The sequence below is a fragment of the Kribbella sp. NPDC004138 genome, from assembly GCF_053603655.1.
Map to the genome: position 1 here is coordinate 71,603 of NZ_JBSGFZ010000002.1, position 16,741 is coordinate 88,343.

Below are 16,741 nucleotides of genomic sequence, written 5' to 3' on the forward strand. Positions count from 1 at the left end.
GTCAGCCCTTGACCGATCCGGCCAGGCTGTTCGAGAAGTACTTCTGGACGAAGAAGAACAAGACGAGCGGCGGCAGCGCCGCGAGGGTGGCGGCCGCGAGCAGTTGACCGGCATCGGTGACGTGCTGGCCGATCAGGCCCGCCAGCGCGACTGGGACAGTGTGCGTGTCGCCGCCCAGCAGGATCAGCGCGAACAGGAGTTCGCTCCAGCAACCGATGACGCACCAGATCGCCACCGCGGCGATGCCGGGCGCGGCCATGGGTATGACGATCCAGGTCAGCGTTCGCACCGATCCACTCCCGTCGATCTGCGCGGCCTCGATGACCTCGTTCGGAATCGCGGCGAAGTGTCCGGTGATGATCCAGACCGCGACGGGCAACTGGAAGGCGACGTACGCGAGGGGCACGCCGGGCAACTGATTCACCAGGCCGAGCTTCGTCCAGAGGATGAAGACGGGAACCAGCGTGGCGGCCTGCGGCAGCAGCTGTGTGACCAGGGCGAGCGACAGCATCGTCCGTCCCAGCCGGAACCTCAGGTGAGTGACGGCGTACGCGGCCGAGCAGCCCAGGACGACGACGAGCAGTGTGGTTGTCGCGGCGATGAAGAGCGAGTGGGCGGTCGCCGCGAACAACGACCCCTCCGCCAGGACCTTCCGGTACTGGTCGAGGCTGAGGGAATGCGGCCAGAGTGTCGCCGGGATCGCGCTCAGCTCGCCCGCCGATTTCAGCGACGACGCGACCATCCAGTACACCGGCAGCAACGTGCCGGCCAGCACCACGGCCAGGACCAGGCCGGCGCCCCAGGGGAAACGAAAGACGCGGTGCGCGCTCATGCTGCCGCCTGCCGTCGGGAGACTCGGAGATAGAAGCCGATCGCGATTCCGGTCAGCAGGATCGAGACCACCGAGTACGCGGCCGCCTGGTCGAACCGGTTGAACTTCAGCGCCGACTCCCAGATCGCGAACGGCAGCGTGCTGGTCGCGTCGTTCGGACCGCCGTTGGTGAGCAGGTAGGCGAGGTCGAAGTAGTTGAAGGTCCAGACGAAGGCCAGCAATGACGTGGTGGCGAGGACAGGCCGGATCCCGGGTAGTTGTACATGCCAGACGACGCGGAAGTACGACGCGCCGTCTGCCCTGGCGGCTTCTACGACCTCTCGCGGCACCGTCTTGAGCGCCGCCGAGAGCATCAGCATCCAGTACGGCGCCGACTTCCACGTGTTCACGACGATCAGGCTCAGCATGGCCGACCACCCTGTTGCCAGCCACTGCACCGGCGGCAGCCCGACCAGGTCGAGAAGCCGGCTGCCGAGGCCGGTGAGTGGGTTCAGGATCGACAGCCAGATCGCCGCCACCGCGACTCCCGGCATCACCCACGGCGCGAGCAGGAGCGGCCGAATCACCTTCGCTGCCCGGGGAAAGGCTTCCAGCGCCAGCGCGGTCGCGAGGCCCACGACGAACTGGCAGACCAGCGATCCCACCGTGAAGACCATCGTCCGGCCAAGCGTGTCGGTCAGCGCGCCGCTGTCGAACACGCGCTGGTAGTTGCTCAAGCCGACGAACCGACCGTCGGACGGGCTCAGCCGCTGGACATGGAAACTGACCCAGACGTTGTAGGCCAAGGGGTACGCCAGGACCAGGAGCAACGCCCCGAACGCCGGGACCGCGTACGGCCAGGCTCGCTCGTGGCGCGACCTGCTGTCCGGACGAAGGCGAGAAGGCCTTACCGGCACCGCGGTCTCGGCCGCCTGGGCGGCCGAGCGCTCTCGCACGCTCATCCGAGGATCCGTTGGTTCACCTGCTCGTCGAAGTCCTTCAGAGCGGGCTCGGCCGGCTTGCTGGGATCGACGATGACCGGCAGCACGGTCTTCTCGAACGCCGCCGACACCTCGGCGATCCGGGCGATCGGGGGCAGCGGAAGTCCCGAATGCGGCAGGACGTCCTCGTACGCCTGGTAGAAGGGATCGTCCGACCACGGCTTGGCGGTGAGTCCGTCCTTGAGCGGCGGGAACGCCTCTGCCTTGTTGATCGCGACGAGGTTGTCGTGCTCGAGCATGAAGGCAAGCAGTTTGCCGGCCGCTTCCTGGTGCTTGGAGTTCTTGAACACGCCGATCTGCCAGCCACCTGCGGTCGACCCTGAGGGGTCACCCGCGGTCTTCACCGGGACCGGGGCGGTCGCGTAGTCGGTTCCGTAGGCGATCGCCGGCTTGTTGGTCTGCAACGCCGTACGAACCCAGGGACCGCCGAGCATGAAGGCGATCTTGTTCTGGGAGAACAGCTGGTACAGCGCGTCGGCCTTCATGTTGCTGGTACCTGGCGGGACAGCCTTCGTCTTGACCAGTTCCTGGATCAGCTTGACGGCGTCGACGGTGCCTGCGGACTCAGCCGCCTTGGCCTGTGGCTCGTCGTCACCGCTGAGGATCTCGCCACCGGCAGCTTTCATGTACGGACCGACGGTCTCGTAGGTGAGGGCGTAGTCGCTGTCGCTGGGGAAGCCGTAGCCGTACACGCCGCTGCCGGCGAACTTCTGGACATCGCTGATCAGTTCGTCCCAGGTGGCCGGTGGCTTGGCGATCCCCTTGGACTTCAGCAGTCTCGGGTTGTAGAAGAGGACTCGGGTGTCGGTGGTCAGCGGCAGCGTCATCTGCTTGCCGCCGACCTTGCCGGTGTCGACCAGCGCGGGAATGAACGAGTCGATCGCGATCTTGTCCGATCGGATGACGTCGTCCAGCGGCGCCAGGAAGCCGCCACCGGCGAACGTCTGGATGTCGGTGTGGTTCACGCGTCCCAGATCCGGGCCCTGCCCGCCGCGGAACACGGTGGTGAGCTTGGTGTTGTACTCCGCGAACGGGATCTCCTCGATCTTGACGGTGATCTGGGGATTCGCCCGCTCGAACGCCTTGATGATCGGACCTTCGCCATGGGCCAGGCCGTCGCCGTTCCCAGGGGCGGCGTAGGTGATCGTCACGGGGCCGTCGTTCGAGGCCTCTTTGCCTCCGCCGCCGCCGCACCCGGCGGTCGCTGCGGCGGCGATCAGGACGAGGCCCGCGGCCGTCCAAGTCCGGAAACTCATGGGAGCTCCTCTGCTCGAATCTGGATGAGATGTTCCCATATGGGAACACTGTTTCTGTTTGTACACGCTAGGGTTGCTGCTGGAGCGTGTCAAGGTTCACGGATGGAATCGTCGTTCCTCATTTGGAACAATCGCTTATAGTGACCTCATGAGTGCGACAGTGAACGGGGCACCACAGGGTGTGAAGTCCGCCGAGCGGACCTTGGATGTGCTCGAACTCCTGGCCGGGACCGAGGAGCGGCTGACGCTGTCCGACATCGCCCGCCGGCTGGGCATGCCGAAAAGCAGCCTGCACAAGCTGCTCGGCACGATGGAGCGCCGCGGCTGGGTCGAGACCGACGAGATCTCGCACAGCCGCTACCGCATCGGTCTCCGAGCGCTGCTGGCGGGCACGCGGTACGTCGACGTGGACAAGATCGTCGAAATGGTCCAGCCGATCCTGACCGCCTTGACCGATCAGCTGCAGGAAGCCTCGCACCTGGGACGACTGGACGGCGCCGACGTCGTGTACCTCGCCAAACGTGAGTCGCCGCACCCGCTGCGGATGTACAGCGCAGTCGGTCGGCGGCTCCCCGCGCACGCGACCGCGATGGGCAAGGCGATGTTGGCCCAGCGCTCCTGGGAGGAGGTCGATCAGTTGCTGCCGGCACCATTGCGCTCGCTCACACCGGCCACCATCACCGACCGGCGCAAGCTCCGCTCCGAGCTTGAAACCATTCGCGCCAACGGCTTCGCGGTGGACGACGAGGAGAGCGCCGATCTGATGCGTGCGGTCGCGATCGTGCTCCCGACGCCCGGCGCGAGCAACGCCATCAGCGTCTCGGCCCCGTCCGCGAGGCTGCCGCTGGAACGCACCACAGAGGTCGCCGAACTCCTCCACCGCCTCGCCGACACGTTCCCGCCCACCCCCGCCTGAGGGCCCTCCGGTTCGCGGCCGAGCACTAGCATTGTAGAGGAACTAGACTTCCGGGCATGCCGAGAACATCGAACCGCCGCACGGAGATCTGCGAAGCCGCACTCACTCTCGCGGCCGAGGGCGGCAACCACGCCCTGACCCATCAGAAGATCGACAAGGAACTCGGCATCGCGCAGGGCTCGACCTCGTACTACTTCAGGACCCGCGAGCAATTGGTCCAGGCAACCATCATGCATCTCACGGAACTGACGCGGGACGCTTTCCAGTCGGCCCAGGCTGCTCACCGGCCAACCGACCTCACCACCGCGAACGCAGCGACCTTCCTTGCCAAGTACCTCGACTCGCTCCTCGGCCCACGCCGTCGCGACGTCCTGGCCCGGTACGCACTGGCCCCGGACACTCTCGACAACGAGGAGCTGCGCACCGGGCTGGCCGGTTGCCTCTTCGGCCACAAACCAGCCACCGAGCTGATGAAATCACTCGGCGCACCACATCCGGCCCGCGCCGCGCGCGACCTCCTGAGCCTGCTCGAGGGTCTCCTCTTCGATCGCGTCTACGGTTCCCGGGTGAGCATCTCCCCCGGTACTCGCTCAAGCCTCAACAACCTCCGCCGGCCGATAGCTCTCTGGCTCGAGGCCCTCCAGAACCAGGGTTGATCGATGCCTTCGTCTGAACGGCATCAGCCCGCGCAACCAGGAACTTCCGACAGGGCCGCCAAGGCCGAACTCGACGAGTTGATGCGTACCTTCCTTGGCGCGTTCACGAACACCGGCGGCCGGCACCCCGACGTACAGGCGGTCCGCGAAGTCTTCATCCCTGAAGGCATCATCATCGCGAACGTCGGAGCCGGGCCAATCATCTACACGCTCGACACCTTCATCGAGCCCCGGGAACGGATGCTTACCGACGGGACACTCACCGAGTTCTCCGAATGGGAGGTCTCCGAGCAGACCGAGATCTGTGGCACGATCGGACACCGCCTCAGCGAGTACCGCAAGTCCGGCTTCCGCGACGGCGAGCCGTTCGAAGGCACCGGCTACAAGACCACCCAGTTCATCCACACCCCCGCCGGCTGGAAGATGACCTCAATGGCCTGGTTCGACGCCTGACCGGCAGCCCCCGCATCTCGCCTTTCACTCACCACATCGATCCTCTATGATCCTAGAGTCAACAATCGACGATCCAGAGGAATCGGAGGAGAGATGCCCTCAGCTCAGTCGTCTCACCGTACGGAGATCTGCGCGGCTGCGCTCGATCTGGCCGCGGAGGGAGGGAGCCACGCACTGACTCACCAGACTGTCGACAAGAGGCTCGGGATCGCCCAGGGCTCGACGTCGTACTACTTCCGGAGCCGGCAGGAGCTCCTGATGGCCACCGTTGATCACCTGGCAACCGTCACGCGAGATGCCTTCGCCGCACTGAAGGATCCGGAGCACCAAGACCCACCGACGATGGGAGGCGCCGCCGAATTGGTCGCCGCGCAACTCCGAGGTCTGCTCAAGTCTCGCCGCCGGGACGTTCTGGCCCGCTACGCACTTCTCGCCGACGCTCAGCAGGACGAGGCACTCCGGGCCGCTCTGGCAACGTGCTTCTTCAATCCTGATGTCGCCGCACGTCTGCTCGAAACCCTCGGCGCCACCGACCCGCAGGCAGCCGCGCAAGATCTCGTCGCGCTCCTCGAAGGACTGCTCTTCGACCGCATCTACGGCCTCCGTGCCGACAGGGAACTGGCGGACCTCGAGGAAGTACGAGGCCCGATCGATGGCTGGCTGCACACCCTGGCAGGTGTCGCATGATGAGGCGCAAGATGGCCGCGATCATCGCAGCGGCAGCACTGGTCACGGCGGGATCGACCAACACAGCGGAAGCCGTGACGACAGGGACCCCGAGCGGCCCGCCGCCCTACGGCGACCTGGGTCTGTGGTGCGTATCGACGACTGGGGCGACCGCCTGTTTCCACGAGTACGGCGACCGAGTCTGGGTCAAGGACACCAAGGCGAACGGCGACAGCGCGGCCGGCACGATCCAAGGACCGGGCTGGGCCCGACGGTGCTTCAACGATCGCGGCGCGGACGCCGGTTGGGTGCTGTGCGACTTCGATGTCCCGGAGAACAACAGCGGACTGCTCTGGGCCGTCAACAATCCCTTCGTCGGCAATTCGGCATCTACGGAGATCTGGACCACCATGATCTGACGTCCCGCCATCGGGCACCTACCGGAAACGCTCCTGCAGGGCACGGCCGGCCGGCAAGGGCGCCGTGGAGCCGAGGACCAGCTTCAGACGTGGGTCTTCGGCTGCGGCAAGGTGGTCGTGAGCATCTCCGAGCCGGGGCCGATACCGAGCCCGGACAGGCGGCTCATGAAGGTCTCGTGAGTCGTGCCGGGCTCGGTGCCCCGCCACATCTTCTGAGCGAGAACGCCGAAGGTCGGCTCCACGAGGCTGTGCACGTCCGTGGCGTCGTAGGCGTTGTTCACCAGATCGTTCCATACCGCCGATAGCGCCCCACGCAGCAGTGGCTCTCCGGGGGTCACCGACTGGCCGCCCGGGAAGACGTTCGGCTGCCAGTTGTCGAACAGCCAACGGCCGTCGAGCCCGTTTCCGTGGTAATAGTCCGCGAACGGGACGATGTAGAGCAGGTCGTCATTGGTATTGATGAACGTGTAGCCGTCGGCCACCGCTTCCTGCGGCCCGTACCACCCGTTGTTCCACGAGCTGATCGTCACGTTCCGGTCGTATCCAGCAGCGCTGCCGGCCATCCTCGAGAAGCTTCCCCACGCCCAGGCGTCCTTGCCCAACCCGCGCACGTGCATGGCCATGTCGTTGAAGTACTGGCGGTATTGCGGCTCGTACTCGCGCGGGTACTCGTCGGCCCCGATGTGCACGGCCGGTCCGCGGAACCACGGCACGAACTCGTCGAAGACCTCCCTCATGAAAAGGGTCGTCCCGGGTTTGCCGAGGTCGAGATGGTCCGAGTTGCCGCCGTTGAGTCCGAGGCTGTGGTCGAACTCGATGAACGCGCGGGCATGTGCCGGGGCGTCGATCTCCGGAACGATCGTGACGCGGTGTGCGGCGGCAACGTCCTCGAGGTGGTCCCAATCCGCGCGGGTAAAGGCACCGTCCTCAGCGGCCAGACCGGCGAACCGCGGGTTGTCGGTCGCGAGCCGGAATGCCGACTGTGCCTTCGACCAGTCGCCGCCAGGACCTCCGAACCCGTTGTCGTTGAGATGCACCTGGAACGTGTTGAGCTTGAACCAGCTCAGGTGGCGGACGTAGTCGCGGATGAACTGTTGGCCGAACCAACGCCGTCCGATATCGAGCATGAATCCCCGGACCGCGTAGTCGGGCCAGTCGACCGCGCTGCCCACGGGGAGCGTCACCTCCCCGTGGTTCTGCCGGATCAGCATCTGCAGCAGGCTCCGGGTGCCCCAGTAGACCCCGGTCGACGTGCGACTGGTGATGCGCACCCCGTCGGTCACGTCCAGCCGGTATCCCTCGGCGGCGGCGACCGCGGTCGGCCCCACGTCAGCGGCCGCATCCAGCGTGAGCGCGATGTCTCGCGGTCGAGGCTCGATGGACAAGACCGTGGGCACGGTCCACCCCGTGAGCTCCTTCAGGTCCGCGCTGAGCTCGTCGGCGACACCGCGTAGCGCCACAGCGTCGTCGGGGCTCAGGCTGATCCGCAGCCCGGCAGCGAGCCGGACCTCACCGACCCCGCCGATCCACTGCTGCAGCCCGGGGACAACGCTCGGCATCGCGTTCACCGCGCGCATCGGATCAGTCTCCAACGTCGAGTCACAGAAACTCCACAGGTGTCCGGCCGAGGTGCTCGCGGCGGGTCAGGCTCGCGCCATCCTGATCGAATGAGCGCAATACATGAAGAATCGCGCATGTTCGCGCATCCGTCAAGTTCGAGGCATGCGTGCATCTCTATACCCGCGTGGTTGTAGCTCGCCCCTTGACATACCCGCGAATCGCCGTGGCAAGGTATGCCCACTTGGTCATTCCCAAGGCATTCAGACGACGGAGAGACGATGAACCCGGACTACGCATTGCTCGGCTTGTTGGCCCGGCGGCCGGCGACCGGTTACGACCTCGGCCGCTGGCTCCGGCGGGACGGCATCTTTCTCGGGCGCCGAGCGAGCATGTCGCCGATCTACCGGGCGCTCGCGGACCTGACCGAACGGGGCTGGATCGAAGCGACCGTGGACCGTCGCGACACGGGTCCGGACGGCAAGGTCTACAGCCTCACGGAGGCCGGCGAGAACGCGTTGATCGACTGGGCCGGCGAGCCGTTCGTGCCGGCGCCGAGGCCGATGGATCCGGCGTTCATCGTGCGGTTGAACTTCGCCGGGCAACTCGGTGTCGACTACGCGCTGGAGATCGTCCGCACCGAACTCGCCTACCGGATCAAGCAACGCGCCGACGAGCAGGGACCCTTCGGCGGATCGGCCGACGTCGACCCGGTGCTGTCCATCGAACCCGACTGGCTCGCGTACATCGACTGGCTGTCGCACTCCCGCGGCTGGGCATCGACCTCGCTGTACATCTCGTGGCTCGAACTGACCGAGCGCGAACTGACCCTGATCAAGCAGAACGGGGGCCGACCGGCTCAACTCAGATCGGCACCTGTCGAAGGGACCTCGTCATGACCCCGGTCAGCACCGGCGCGAAGCCCGTCGCGACTGCAGCAGAAAGCGCCGAGGACGTCGGCGAACCCACCCCGCGGCAGCCCTCTCGTTCGGGCCTGATCAGCATCGCCTCGGTGTGCGCCGGTGTCGCGTTGTGGTGGCTGGCTTCGGTACTCAATCCGACGACCTTGCCGGGTCCGCTCGATGTGGCTGTCCGGTTCGGCGAACTCGCCGGCGACGGAACGCTGCTGACCGACGTCGCCGCAAGCCTCCGCCGGGTGCTGATCGGCTTCGTGATCGGCTGCGGGTTGGCAGTCCCGGTCGGCTTCCTGATGGGTTGGTACCGGACCGCGCGGGCGGTCCTGGAACCCTGGATCCAGTTTTTCCGCACCATTCCACCGCTGGCCATCATCCCGCTCGCGATCGTGTTGATGGGCATCGGCGAAATACCGAAGATCTTCGTCATCACCCTCGCGAGCTTCCTGGTGTGTGTGATCGCGACGTTCCAGGGCGTGGTGACCGTCGACCGCACGCTGATCAACGCCGGCCGGGTGCTCGGCGCGAGCGACTGGGTGATCTTCCGCCGGATCGCCGTACCGGCCTCGGTACCGTTCATCCTCGTCGGGATGCGGCAGGGGCTCGGTGCCTCCTGGGCAACGCTGGTCGCCGCGGAGCTCATCGCGGCGCAGCAGGGTCTCGGCTATCGCATGCAGCAAGCACAGGTGTACTACGACATCGCGACCATCTTCGTCGGACTCGTCACCATCGGCGTTCTCGGTCTCCTGATGGACCGGTGCCTGCTCTGGGCCGACCGGCGACTCACCTCCTGGCAGGAGCGCCGATGAACGCACAGCCCAAGATCGCCTTCGACTCGGTCTCCAGCGTGTTCGAGCTGAACGGCGCGCCCTTCACGGCAGTCGACCGGGTCAGCCTCGACATCTCCGACAACGAGTTCGTGACCGTGGTCGGACCGTCGGGCTGCGGCAAGTCCACCCTGCTCAACCTGGCTGCCGGGCTACTGCGGCCGACGTCAGGCGTCGTCCGGGTGGACGGGACGACCGTCAGCGGACCAGGTCCGGAGCGTGGCGTCATCTTCCAGCAGTACGCGCTGTTTCCCTGGCTCACCGTTCGCAAGAACGTCGAGTTCGGGCTCGAGCTCGGCGGGATGCCCACGGCCGAGCGACGCCGCCGAGTCGACGAGATCCTCGGCTTGGTCGGGCTGACGGACTTCGCCGACGCGTTGCCGAAGAACTTGTCCGGCGGGATGAAACAGCGCTGCGCGATCGCCCGCGCCTACGCCGTCGATCCCACGGTTCTCCTGATGGACGAACCGTTCGGGGCCCTGGACGCCCTCACCCGGGTACGGATGCAGGACCAACTGCTCGCGACCTGGACCGAGGAGAAGCGCACCGTCATGTTCATCACGCACGACGTCGAAGAGGCCGTGTACCTGGCCAACCGAGTCGTTGTGATGGCCGCGCGCCCCGGCCGGATCCACTCGATCATCCCTGTCGACCTGCCGTATCCGAGAACCGAGGTACTTCGTCTGTCGGACGACTTCGCCCGTTTACGCAACCACGTCTGGAACTCCGTCTACCACCAGGACACCAAGGACATCGCATGAACACGCAGCTCTCCCGCCGGACCCTGCTGGGCAGTGTCGCCGCCCTGGCCACGGCCCCACTGATCACCAACTGCTCGGGCAGCGCAGCAGGCCAGGGCAAGCTGACCGACGTGAAGGTCGGCTACATCGCGGACGGCAACGGCGCATCGACGGTCGCCGTCGCGGATCAGCAAGGAGTCTGGGCGAAGCACGGGCTGCGTGCACGGACGAGCGTCTTCACCAGCGGCCCGCTCGCGATCCAGGCACTCGGCACAGGCGACGTCGACTTCGCCTACATCGGTCCGGGCGCACTGTGGCTGCCGATGTCGGGCAAGGCCAAGGTCGTCGCGCTGGTGTCGCTCGGACAGGCCGACAGGGTCATCGCACAACCGGGAACCGCGAGCCTCAGGGATCTCGCCGGCAAGCCCGTCGGCGTCCCCGAGGGAACCAGCGGCGACATGCTGCTCAACCTCGCGCTGGAGAAGGAGGGGATGACGATGAGCGACATCAAGCGCGTCGTGATGGACCCGCCGACGGCCATCTCCGCCTTCATCTCCGGACAGATCCAGGCGGCCGCGATCTGGTACCCGCATGTGGCGACCGTCGCCGCCCGGAAACCGGACCTGGTCGAACTGGTCAAGTCGACCGTCTTTCCCGAGCTCGCCTTCCCGTCCGCGCTCGTCGCCGCCCGATATCACCCAGCGCGCCGATCTGCTCCAGCGGTTCCAGGGCGTCGCCAAGGAGGCGAACCAGTGGAACCACGAGCACCGAACAGAAACCGTTGACCTGCTCGCCGGCTTCCTCAAGGCACCGAAGGCCGGGCTGGAGTCGGAGGCCAGGTACGTCAAGGTGCTCGGCACCGACGAATTGGTTGCCAAGAGCACCGATGGGACGATCGACGGCTGGCTGGACACCCTTGGCAAGCTGTTCGCCAGAATCGGCAAGGTCAAGAACCCCGCACCGGCCAAGGAGTTCTACCTCGGCGCCGAGTACGCGAAGGCCTGAGCACATGCCTCCACACCGGCCGAACATCGTCTTCATCCTCACCGACGACCACGCCGCCCATGCCATCTCGGCGTACGGCAGCAGGATCAACAGCACGCCGCACATCGACCGGATCGCGGCCGATGGTGCACGCCTCGATGCCATGTACTGCACCAACGCCGTCTGCTCGCCGTCCCGGGCTTCACTGCTGACCGGCACCTACAGCCACGTCAACGGAGTGTCGTCGATCTACGCCGAGTTCGACCACCGCACCCCGACGTACCCGGCGGTGCTTCGCCGGCATGGATACCGCACGGCGCTGTTCGGCAAGTGGCACCTGGGCGAGTCCGAGCAGGCACTCCCCCAGGACTTCGACGACTGGCGCATCTTCCCCGGACAGGGCGAGTACGTCGACCCGCTGATGATCTCCCCCCACGGAGAAGAGGTGGCGCCGGGGTACGCCACCGACATCGTGACCGACCTCAGCCTGGACTGGCTGGCCCGCCTCGAACCCGGGCAGCCGTTCTGCCTGATGATCCATCACAAGGCGCCGCACCGTCCTTGGATCCCGGACCCCAAGCACAAGGACCTCTACCCGATCGGCTCGATCCCTGAGCCGGACACCTTGTTCGACGACTACGCGACCAGGAGCGCCGCCGTTCGGGCCGCAACCATGACCATCGCCGACGACCTCGAGGCCGGCGACGTCAAGGAAGAACTACCCGCCGAATTGAAGCCCGACGAGCGCAGGGCAGACCGGACCCGATGGATGTACCAGCGCTACCTGCGCGACTACCTGCAGTGCGTCCAGTCGGTCGACGACAACGTGGGACGCGTCCTGGACTACCTCGACGAGAGCGGACTGCGCGACAACACGATCGTCGTCTACACCTCCGACCAGGGCTTCTTCCTCGGGGACCACGGCTGGTACGACAAGCGATTCATCTACGACGAGTCACTGCAGATGCCGTTCCTGGTCCGCTGGCCACGCGAGATCGCCGCAGGCAGCACGCCCGACGGGATCACCACCAACGTGGACGTCGCGGCAACGCTGCTCGACCTGTGCGGGATCGCTGCCGATCGGGAGCTACCCACCTCGCAAGGTCGCAGTTTCCGTCCTGCGCTCGGCGGGCGTACGCCGGCCGACTGGCCGCAGTCCATGTACTACCGCTACTGGGAACACGACGACCCTCACCATCACGCCTGGGCGCATTACGGCGTACGGACCCGGACTCACAAGCTCGTCTACTTCTACGCCGACGGCCTGGGAGTCGAAGGCTCCGCGGACACCACCTATCCACCCGAGTGGGAGATGTACGACTTGCAGGCGGATCCGCGCGAACTCCACAACATCGCCGACGATCCCACCCACGCCGGCATCCGCGACCAACTCGAGACAGAGCTGACAAGACTCCAGTACCACTACGGCGATACACCGTACGACGACCAACCCGCGAACCGCCCGACCGGGAAGGACTGACATGCCCACTCTCACAACCTCGAGACGACGCCGCCGACTCACTCTGGCCGGCGTCCTGATCGCCGCTGCCTTGTCCGCAGCGATGCCAGCTGCGACAGCGGCCACAGCCACCGACGGAGACCAGGGCGCCGCGACCGCGCCCGGACTCGGTCTGGTCCCGAAGCCGGTCTCGGTGACCGACTCCGCCGGCGAGCCCTTCCACCTCGACGCCGGAACACGAATCCTCGCGGCGGGGCCGGCAGCCGTCGCTCCGGCGAGGTATCTCGCCTCGGCGCTGCGGCCTGCGACTGGCTACGCCCTTCCGGTGACACCTGTACCCGACACCGCGATACCGGACCTGCCGAGAGGCAACAGCCCGGCCCCGATCGTCGTGCGAGTGCGCCCCGGCGCCGGTCCCGCGGGCCACGAGGCAGAGGGCTATCACCTCGCCGTCTCGAAGCAGCGGGTCGACCTGGTGGCGAGTACGACGAACGGCGCACTCAACGCGGTGCAGACGCTGCGCCAACTGCTGCCTCAATGGATCGAGTCGCCGACACGCTTGAACTACTCCTGGACGGTGCCGTCGGTGTCGATCACCGACCATCCACGGTTCGCGCACCGCGGTGTGATGCTCGACGTCGCGCGGAGCTTCTACCCGGTGCCCGAGGTGAAGCGGTACATCGACGACGCGGCGAGGTTCAAGATCAACCGTCTTCACCTCCACCTCACCGACGACCAGGGATGGCGAATCGCCATCGGCAACCCGGCCGACAACCCGGCCGGCATCGACTACGGCCTGCTCACCAAGGTCAGCGGCGCGACAGCGGTGACCTACAACGCGAGCGGCAAACTGATGGGCACCGAACTCGGTCTCACCGGCTACTACACCAAGGCCGACTATGCCGAGATCGTCCGGTACGCCGGCGCGAACGGGATGACCGTGATCCCCGAGATCGACGTACCCTCTCACATCAACGCCGCCCTGCACGCGATCCCGCAGCTCAACACGGCCGGGTCGCAACCACGGCCGGCGGCGGGCCAGGAGACGGTTCCCCACAACGGCACTCCGAGTGTGGGGTACTCCTCGCTCGACGCGCGCAGCGAGGTCACGTACGAGTTCGTCCAGCAAGTCCTCACCGAGATCGCGAGGATGACGCCCGGTCCGTACCTGCACATCGGCGGCGACGAGGCCCACGTGACGAGCCACGCCGACTACGTCACGATGGTCGACCGCTTCTCGGCTCAGGCTGCTGCGCTCGGCAAGACCGTGATGGGCTGGAACGAGTACTCCGGCGCCGCGCTCCCTCAGGGCAACGCAGTCATCCAGTTCTGGAGCGGCAACCGGTCGGCCGTCGCGGACGCAGTGCGGAAGCGGGGCGCGAAGGTCGTACTCTCACCGGCTGCGAACACCTACGTGCCGCAGAAGCAGGACTCCCGCCAGCCTGTCGGCGGGACCTGGGCCTGCGGTGGCCCCTGCGGACTCGACCGCCACTACAACTGGGATCCGGGGACGTTCATCCCGGGGATCGCCGAGTCCAGCGTCCTCGGCGTCGAGTCCGCCCTGTGGGGCGAGTTCATCCGCCGTGTCGACCAGGCGGAGTACTACGCCTATCCCCGGATCGCCGCAACGGCCGAAGTCGGCTGGACCCCACAGGCCCTGCGCGACTACGGCGATTTCACCGGACGCCTGGCGAAACTCGGAGGCCGGCTGACTGTCAACGGAACGAACTTCTTCCCGACCGCCGACGTGGCCTGGACGATCGCCGCCCGCGGGAACGATCGGACGACGACGGTGGGTACACCGGCCACGGTCGAGTGGGTCGTCACCGCGCCCGGGGAGACCTCGACCGGACTTGTCACGACCGTCAAATGGAGCGACGGCATAACCGAGCCAGTCACGCTGACCCCGACCCAGGAAGGCAGTATCCCCGAGATGCGACTGAACGGCCCGTTCCACACAGCCGTCACGCGCACGTTCGACGCACCCGGACGGTACGCCGCAACGCTGTCGATCAACCGTCCCGGCCAGGCACCCATCGAAAGCCCTGTGACCTTCGACGTATCGGCGCACCCGCTCAAGCGATGATCACCGTGTTTTCTGGGCGTCTCACTCCAGCACCAAGGTGACGCTCAGGCCCTCGGTGATCCGCTCGCGCGGCAGGCGGGTCGGTCCCCTGTACTCCGACCCGCCTGCACGGCCTACACGTACGAGTAGGTCCACTGGAAGTACGACCACTCGGTCTGATCGGTGTCGTCCGCGTAGACCGCACCGGCCCGAGGGCTCGTTCGTATCTTGGTGATGTAGTCACGGCGGTTGACGATGTATCCCCCGCTGGAGGTGAAGTCGTGCTGCCAGACCTGGTCGAGCTGCGTGATGTCGCACCCGCTCGCCCACACCGCATTGACATGGCTCTTGTGGTCCGTCATCAGGCACAGCCCTGTCGCCCGATTCTTCAGCAGATGGAAATTGGCACTGTCCGAGCCCGACTGGGTCCACTGCTGGGACGTACTGCCGTTGCACGACGCAACGAAGACCGACGCTGCGCCGTTGCTCTGCTTCGCACCGGCGGTCAGGCACGTGTGGCTGTGGACGTTCTTCACGGTGTAGTACACGATCGCCTGCGCTGGACTCGCGGACACGATCACCGCACCGCCTACCAGGACCGTCGCAGCGACGGTCGAGCCCAGGCGCTTGCGCACAGTTGTATTCATCAACACCCTACCTTTCGATCGAGCGAGACTCTAGCATCGTAGAGATACACGACGCATGTCCGACAGATCACATCGGCTCAACTTGCCATTCCTCTAGGTTCATAGAGGAAGATCTGAGACATGACCATGGACCGAATTCCGACGTACAGCCAGGCCGAACGCGACCGGCGCTGGGCGCTGGCTCGAGACGTGATGGCCGTCGAAGGCCTCGACGCCCTACTGGTGTATGGCGAGCACGAGGGAATTCCAGCGGCGCCGTTCGCGCCGGACAACTACTTCAGCAACGACCGGCCGGGGACCATTGTGATGTTCTTCGGCGATGCGGACCCGATCCAGCTCGTCTGGTCGCCGATGCACGTCACAGACCACATCGAGGCGACCAAGCGCGGGGACGACCTGTGGATCTCCCCCAAGGACATCCGGGTCGGAAAGGATCCTGCGCACGTCGCCGCGCTGGTCCGTGAACATCACGTCCAGGAAGGCAGGATCGGTGTCGTCGGTCTCGAGCCGTACCCGCCCTGGCACATCCTCCCGATCCTTCCGCTTGCTCTCTACGCCCCGTTGGCCGAAGAGTTCCCGAAGGCAACTTTCAAGCCTGCGTGGCTCCCGCTGCTGCTGCGGATGCTGCCCAACTCCGACGAGGAGCTCGCACTGGTCGAGTACACCGCGGCCGTTGGCGACGAGATCGCGGAAGCGATGCTGCTGGCGGCGCACCCCGGCGCCACCGACGCCGACGTACTCGCGGCCGGTATGGCCACCGGATACCGCCGCGGCGCGCAACCGCACATCCTGATCAACACCGGCGCCTCGGTCGTCTCGTGGGGTGACGCGCCCTGGGCATACCGACCACAGCAGCGTCAGGTGATCAGGAACGGCGACGTCGTCATGGCAGAGGTCCTCAACTCCGTCGCCCGGCGCGAGACCCAGAGCCAGGTAGCCATCGCCGTCGGCGACGTCCACCCCGACATCGAGACAGCCGCCAAGATCGCCCGCGCCGGCTACGACGTCGGGCTGGAGACTCTCCGTCCCGGCAACACCTTCGGCAACGTCGCGGACGCCATGCTCGCCGTCCTCGAGGACGCCGGCGGGTGGAACGTGCACCCGATGGTCCACGGCCTCAACCCGTACGGCACGGTCTGCGGGTTCGGCCGGGGTCTGCGCACCTTCCCACCGGCCGCGGTGTACGGCGGACTCGGTGAGGTCCCGACCGTCGGTCGCGACCTACCGCTGCAGCCGGGCATGACGTTCTCCTTCGAGCCGAACTGCGTCATCAACGGTCATCTGGTCAACCTCGGCGGCACCGTCGTGGTCGGCGCAGAGGACCCGATCGAGCTGAACACGTTCACCGCGCAGCTCCTGCGCCGCTGACG

General features: G+C 66.4%; 18 protein-coding genes and 1 pseudogene. 14 read left to right on the plus strand and 5 right to left on the minus strand.

Translation table 11 applies throughout. The features are described 5' to 3' along the window. Nucleotide 1 precedes the first annotated feature (1 nt). From ACWEOO_RS02350 to ACWEOO_RS02360, 3 genes are read right to left on the minus strand one after another with little or no spacing between them, the layout of a single operon-like run. Nucleotides 2–832: a carbohydrate ABC transporter permease gene (locus ACWEOO_RS02350; protein WP_452141408.1), complete on the minus strand. Its 831-nt coding sequence runs from the start codon at nucleotides 830–832 to the stop codon at nucleotides 2–4. Continuing rightward, nucleotides 829–1,773, minus strand: coding sequence for a carbohydrate ABC transporter permease (locus ACWEOO_RS02355; protein ID WP_452141409.1), 945 nt, complete (start codon nucleotides 1,771–1,773; stop codon nucleotides 829–831). Before ACWEOO_RS02355 ends, ACWEOO_RS02350 begins: the two co-directional genes overlap by 4 nt. Then, a complete protein-coding gene (locus ACWEOO_RS02360; RefSeq protein ID WP_452141410.1) occupies nucleotides 1,770–3,068 on the minus strand; it encodes an ABC transporter substrate-binding protein in 1,299 nt (432 codons plus the stop codon). Before ACWEOO_RS02360 ends, ACWEOO_RS02355 begins: the two co-directional genes overlap by 4 nt. A gap of 148 nt (nucleotides 3,069–3,216) precedes the next feature. Between ACWEOO_RS02360 and ACWEOO_RS02365 the strand changes: the two genes are divergently transcribed. The 6 genes and pseudogenes from ACWEOO_RS02365 to ACWEOO_RS02390 all read left to right on the plus strand — a co-directional run bounded on the left by ACWEOO_RS02365 (nucleotide 3,217) and on the right by ACWEOO_RS02390 (nucleotide 6,178). Then, nucleotides 3,217–3,984 carry an IclR family transcriptional regulator gene (locus ACWEOO_RS02365; RefSeq protein ID WP_452141411.1) on the plus strand — a complete coding sequence of 256 codons (768 nt, stop codon included), beginning with the start codon at nucleotides 3,217–3,219 and terminating at the stop codon, nucleotides 3,982–3,984. A 56-nt stretch (nucleotides 3,985–4,040) separates the two neighbouring features. Then, complete coding sequence (locus tag ACWEOO_RS02370) at nucleotides 4,041–4,640, plus strand: TetR/AcrR family transcriptional regulator (RefSeq protein ID WP_452141412.1); 600 nt, start codon at nucleotides 4,041–4,043, stop codon at nucleotides 4,638–4,640. 3 nt (nucleotides 4,641–4,643) lie between these two features. Next, complete coding sequence (locus ACWEOO_RS02375; RefSeq protein WP_452141413.1) at nucleotides 4,644–5,093, plus strand: hypothetical protein; 450 nt, start codon at nucleotides 4,644–4,646, stop codon at nucleotides 5,091–5,093. Nucleotides 5,094–5,186: 93 nt separating this feature from the next. After that, nucleotides 5,187–5,345, plus strand: a pseudogene (locus ACWEOO_RS02380) (TetR family transcriptional regulator); the annotation flags it as partial. 6 nt (nucleotides 5,346–5,351) lie between these two features. Further along, nucleotides 5,352–5,780 (plus strand): hypothetical protein, encoded by a 429-nt coding sequence (locus ACWEOO_RS02385; protein ID WP_452141704.1) that lies wholly within the window; start codon nucleotides 5,352–5,354, stop codon nucleotides 5,778–5,780. A gap of 11 nt (nucleotides 5,781–5,791) precedes the next feature. Further along, complete coding sequence (locus ACWEOO_RS02390) at nucleotides 5,792–6,178, plus strand: hypothetical protein (protein ID WP_452141414.1); 387 nt, start codon at nucleotides 5,792–5,794, stop codon at nucleotides 6,176–6,178. 83 nt (nucleotides 6,179–6,261) lie between these two features. On the opposite strand, the gene ACWEOO_RS02395 is transcribed toward ACWEOO_RS02390, so the two are convergent. After that, nucleotides 6,262–7,755, minus strand: a complete 1,494-nt coding sequence (locus ACWEOO_RS02395; protein ID WP_452141415.1) for a family 20 glycosylhydrolase — start codon at nucleotides 7,753–7,755, stop codon at nucleotides 6,262–6,264. Nucleotides 7,756–8,016: 261 nt separating this feature from the next. On the opposite strand from ACWEOO_RS02395, the gene ACWEOO_RS02400 reads away from it, so the two are divergent. From ACWEOO_RS02400 to ACWEOO_RS02430, 7 genes are all read left to right on the plus strand, one after another. Beyond that, a complete protein-coding gene (locus ACWEOO_RS02400; RefSeq protein WP_452141416.1) occupies nucleotides 8,017–8,634 on the plus strand; it encodes a PadR family transcriptional regulator in 618 nt (205 codons plus the stop codon). Then, nucleotides 8,631–9,458, plus strand: a complete 828-nt coding sequence (locus ACWEOO_RS02405) for an ABC transporter permease (RefSeq protein WP_452141417.1) — start codon at nucleotides 8,631–8,633, stop codon at nucleotides 9,456–9,458. Before ACWEOO_RS02400 ends, ACWEOO_RS02405 begins: the two co-directional genes overlap by 4 nt. Beyond that, nucleotides 9,455–10,237, plus strand: a complete 783-nt coding sequence (locus ACWEOO_RS02410) for an ABC transporter ATP-binding protein (protein ID WP_452141418.1) — start codon at nucleotides 9,455–9,457, stop codon at nucleotides 10,235–10,237. Before ACWEOO_RS02405 ends, ACWEOO_RS02410 begins: the two co-directional genes overlap by 4 nt. Beyond that, the gene (locus tag ACWEOO_RS02415; RefSeq protein WP_452141419.1) at nucleotides 10,234–11,001 is read left to right on the plus strand and encodes an ABC transporter substrate-binding protein; all 768 of its coding nucleotides are present in this window, start codon (nucleotides 10,234–10,236) and stop codon (nucleotides 10,999–11,001) included. Before ACWEOO_RS02410 ends, ACWEOO_RS02415 begins: the two co-directional genes overlap by 4 nt. A gap of 64 nt (nucleotides 11,002–11,065) precedes the next feature. Further along, a complete protein-coding gene (locus tag ACWEOO_RS02420; RefSeq protein ID WP_452141420.1) occupies nucleotides 11,066–11,221 on the plus strand; it encodes a hypothetical protein in 156 nt (51 codons plus the stop codon). A gap of 4 nt (nucleotides 11,222–11,225) precedes the next feature. After that, the gene (locus ACWEOO_RS02425) at nucleotides 11,226–12,680 is read left to right on the plus strand and encodes a sulfatase family protein (protein WP_452141421.1); all 1,455 of its coding nucleotides are present in this window, start codon (nucleotides 11,226–11,228) and stop codon (nucleotides 12,678–12,680) included. Between the two features lies 1 nt (nucleotide 12,681). Next, on the plus strand, nucleotides 12,682–14,745 hold the full coding sequence (locus tag ACWEOO_RS02430; RefSeq protein ID WP_452141422.1) for a family 20 glycosylhydrolase: 2,064 nt from the start codon (nucleotides 12,682–12,684) through the stop codon (nucleotides 14,743–14,745). 113 nt (nucleotides 14,746–14,858) lie between these two features. Here ACWEOO_RS02430 and ACWEOO_RS02435 read toward each other — a convergent pair whose 3' ends face one another. Beyond that, a complete protein-coding gene (locus ACWEOO_RS02435) occupies nucleotides 14,859–15,371 on the minus strand; it encodes a ricin-type beta-trefoil lectin domain protein (protein WP_452141423.1) in 513 nt (170 codons plus the stop codon). Nucleotides 15,372–15,491: 120 nt separating this feature from the next. Between ACWEOO_RS02435 and ACWEOO_RS02440 the strand changes: the two genes are divergently transcribed. Continuing rightward, nucleotides 15,492–16,739, plus strand: coding sequence for a M24 family metallopeptidase (locus ACWEOO_RS02440; protein ID WP_452141424.1), 1,248 nt, complete (start codon nucleotides 15,492–15,494; stop codon nucleotides 16,737–16,739). Nucleotides 16,740–16,741: the final 2 nt, after the last annotated feature.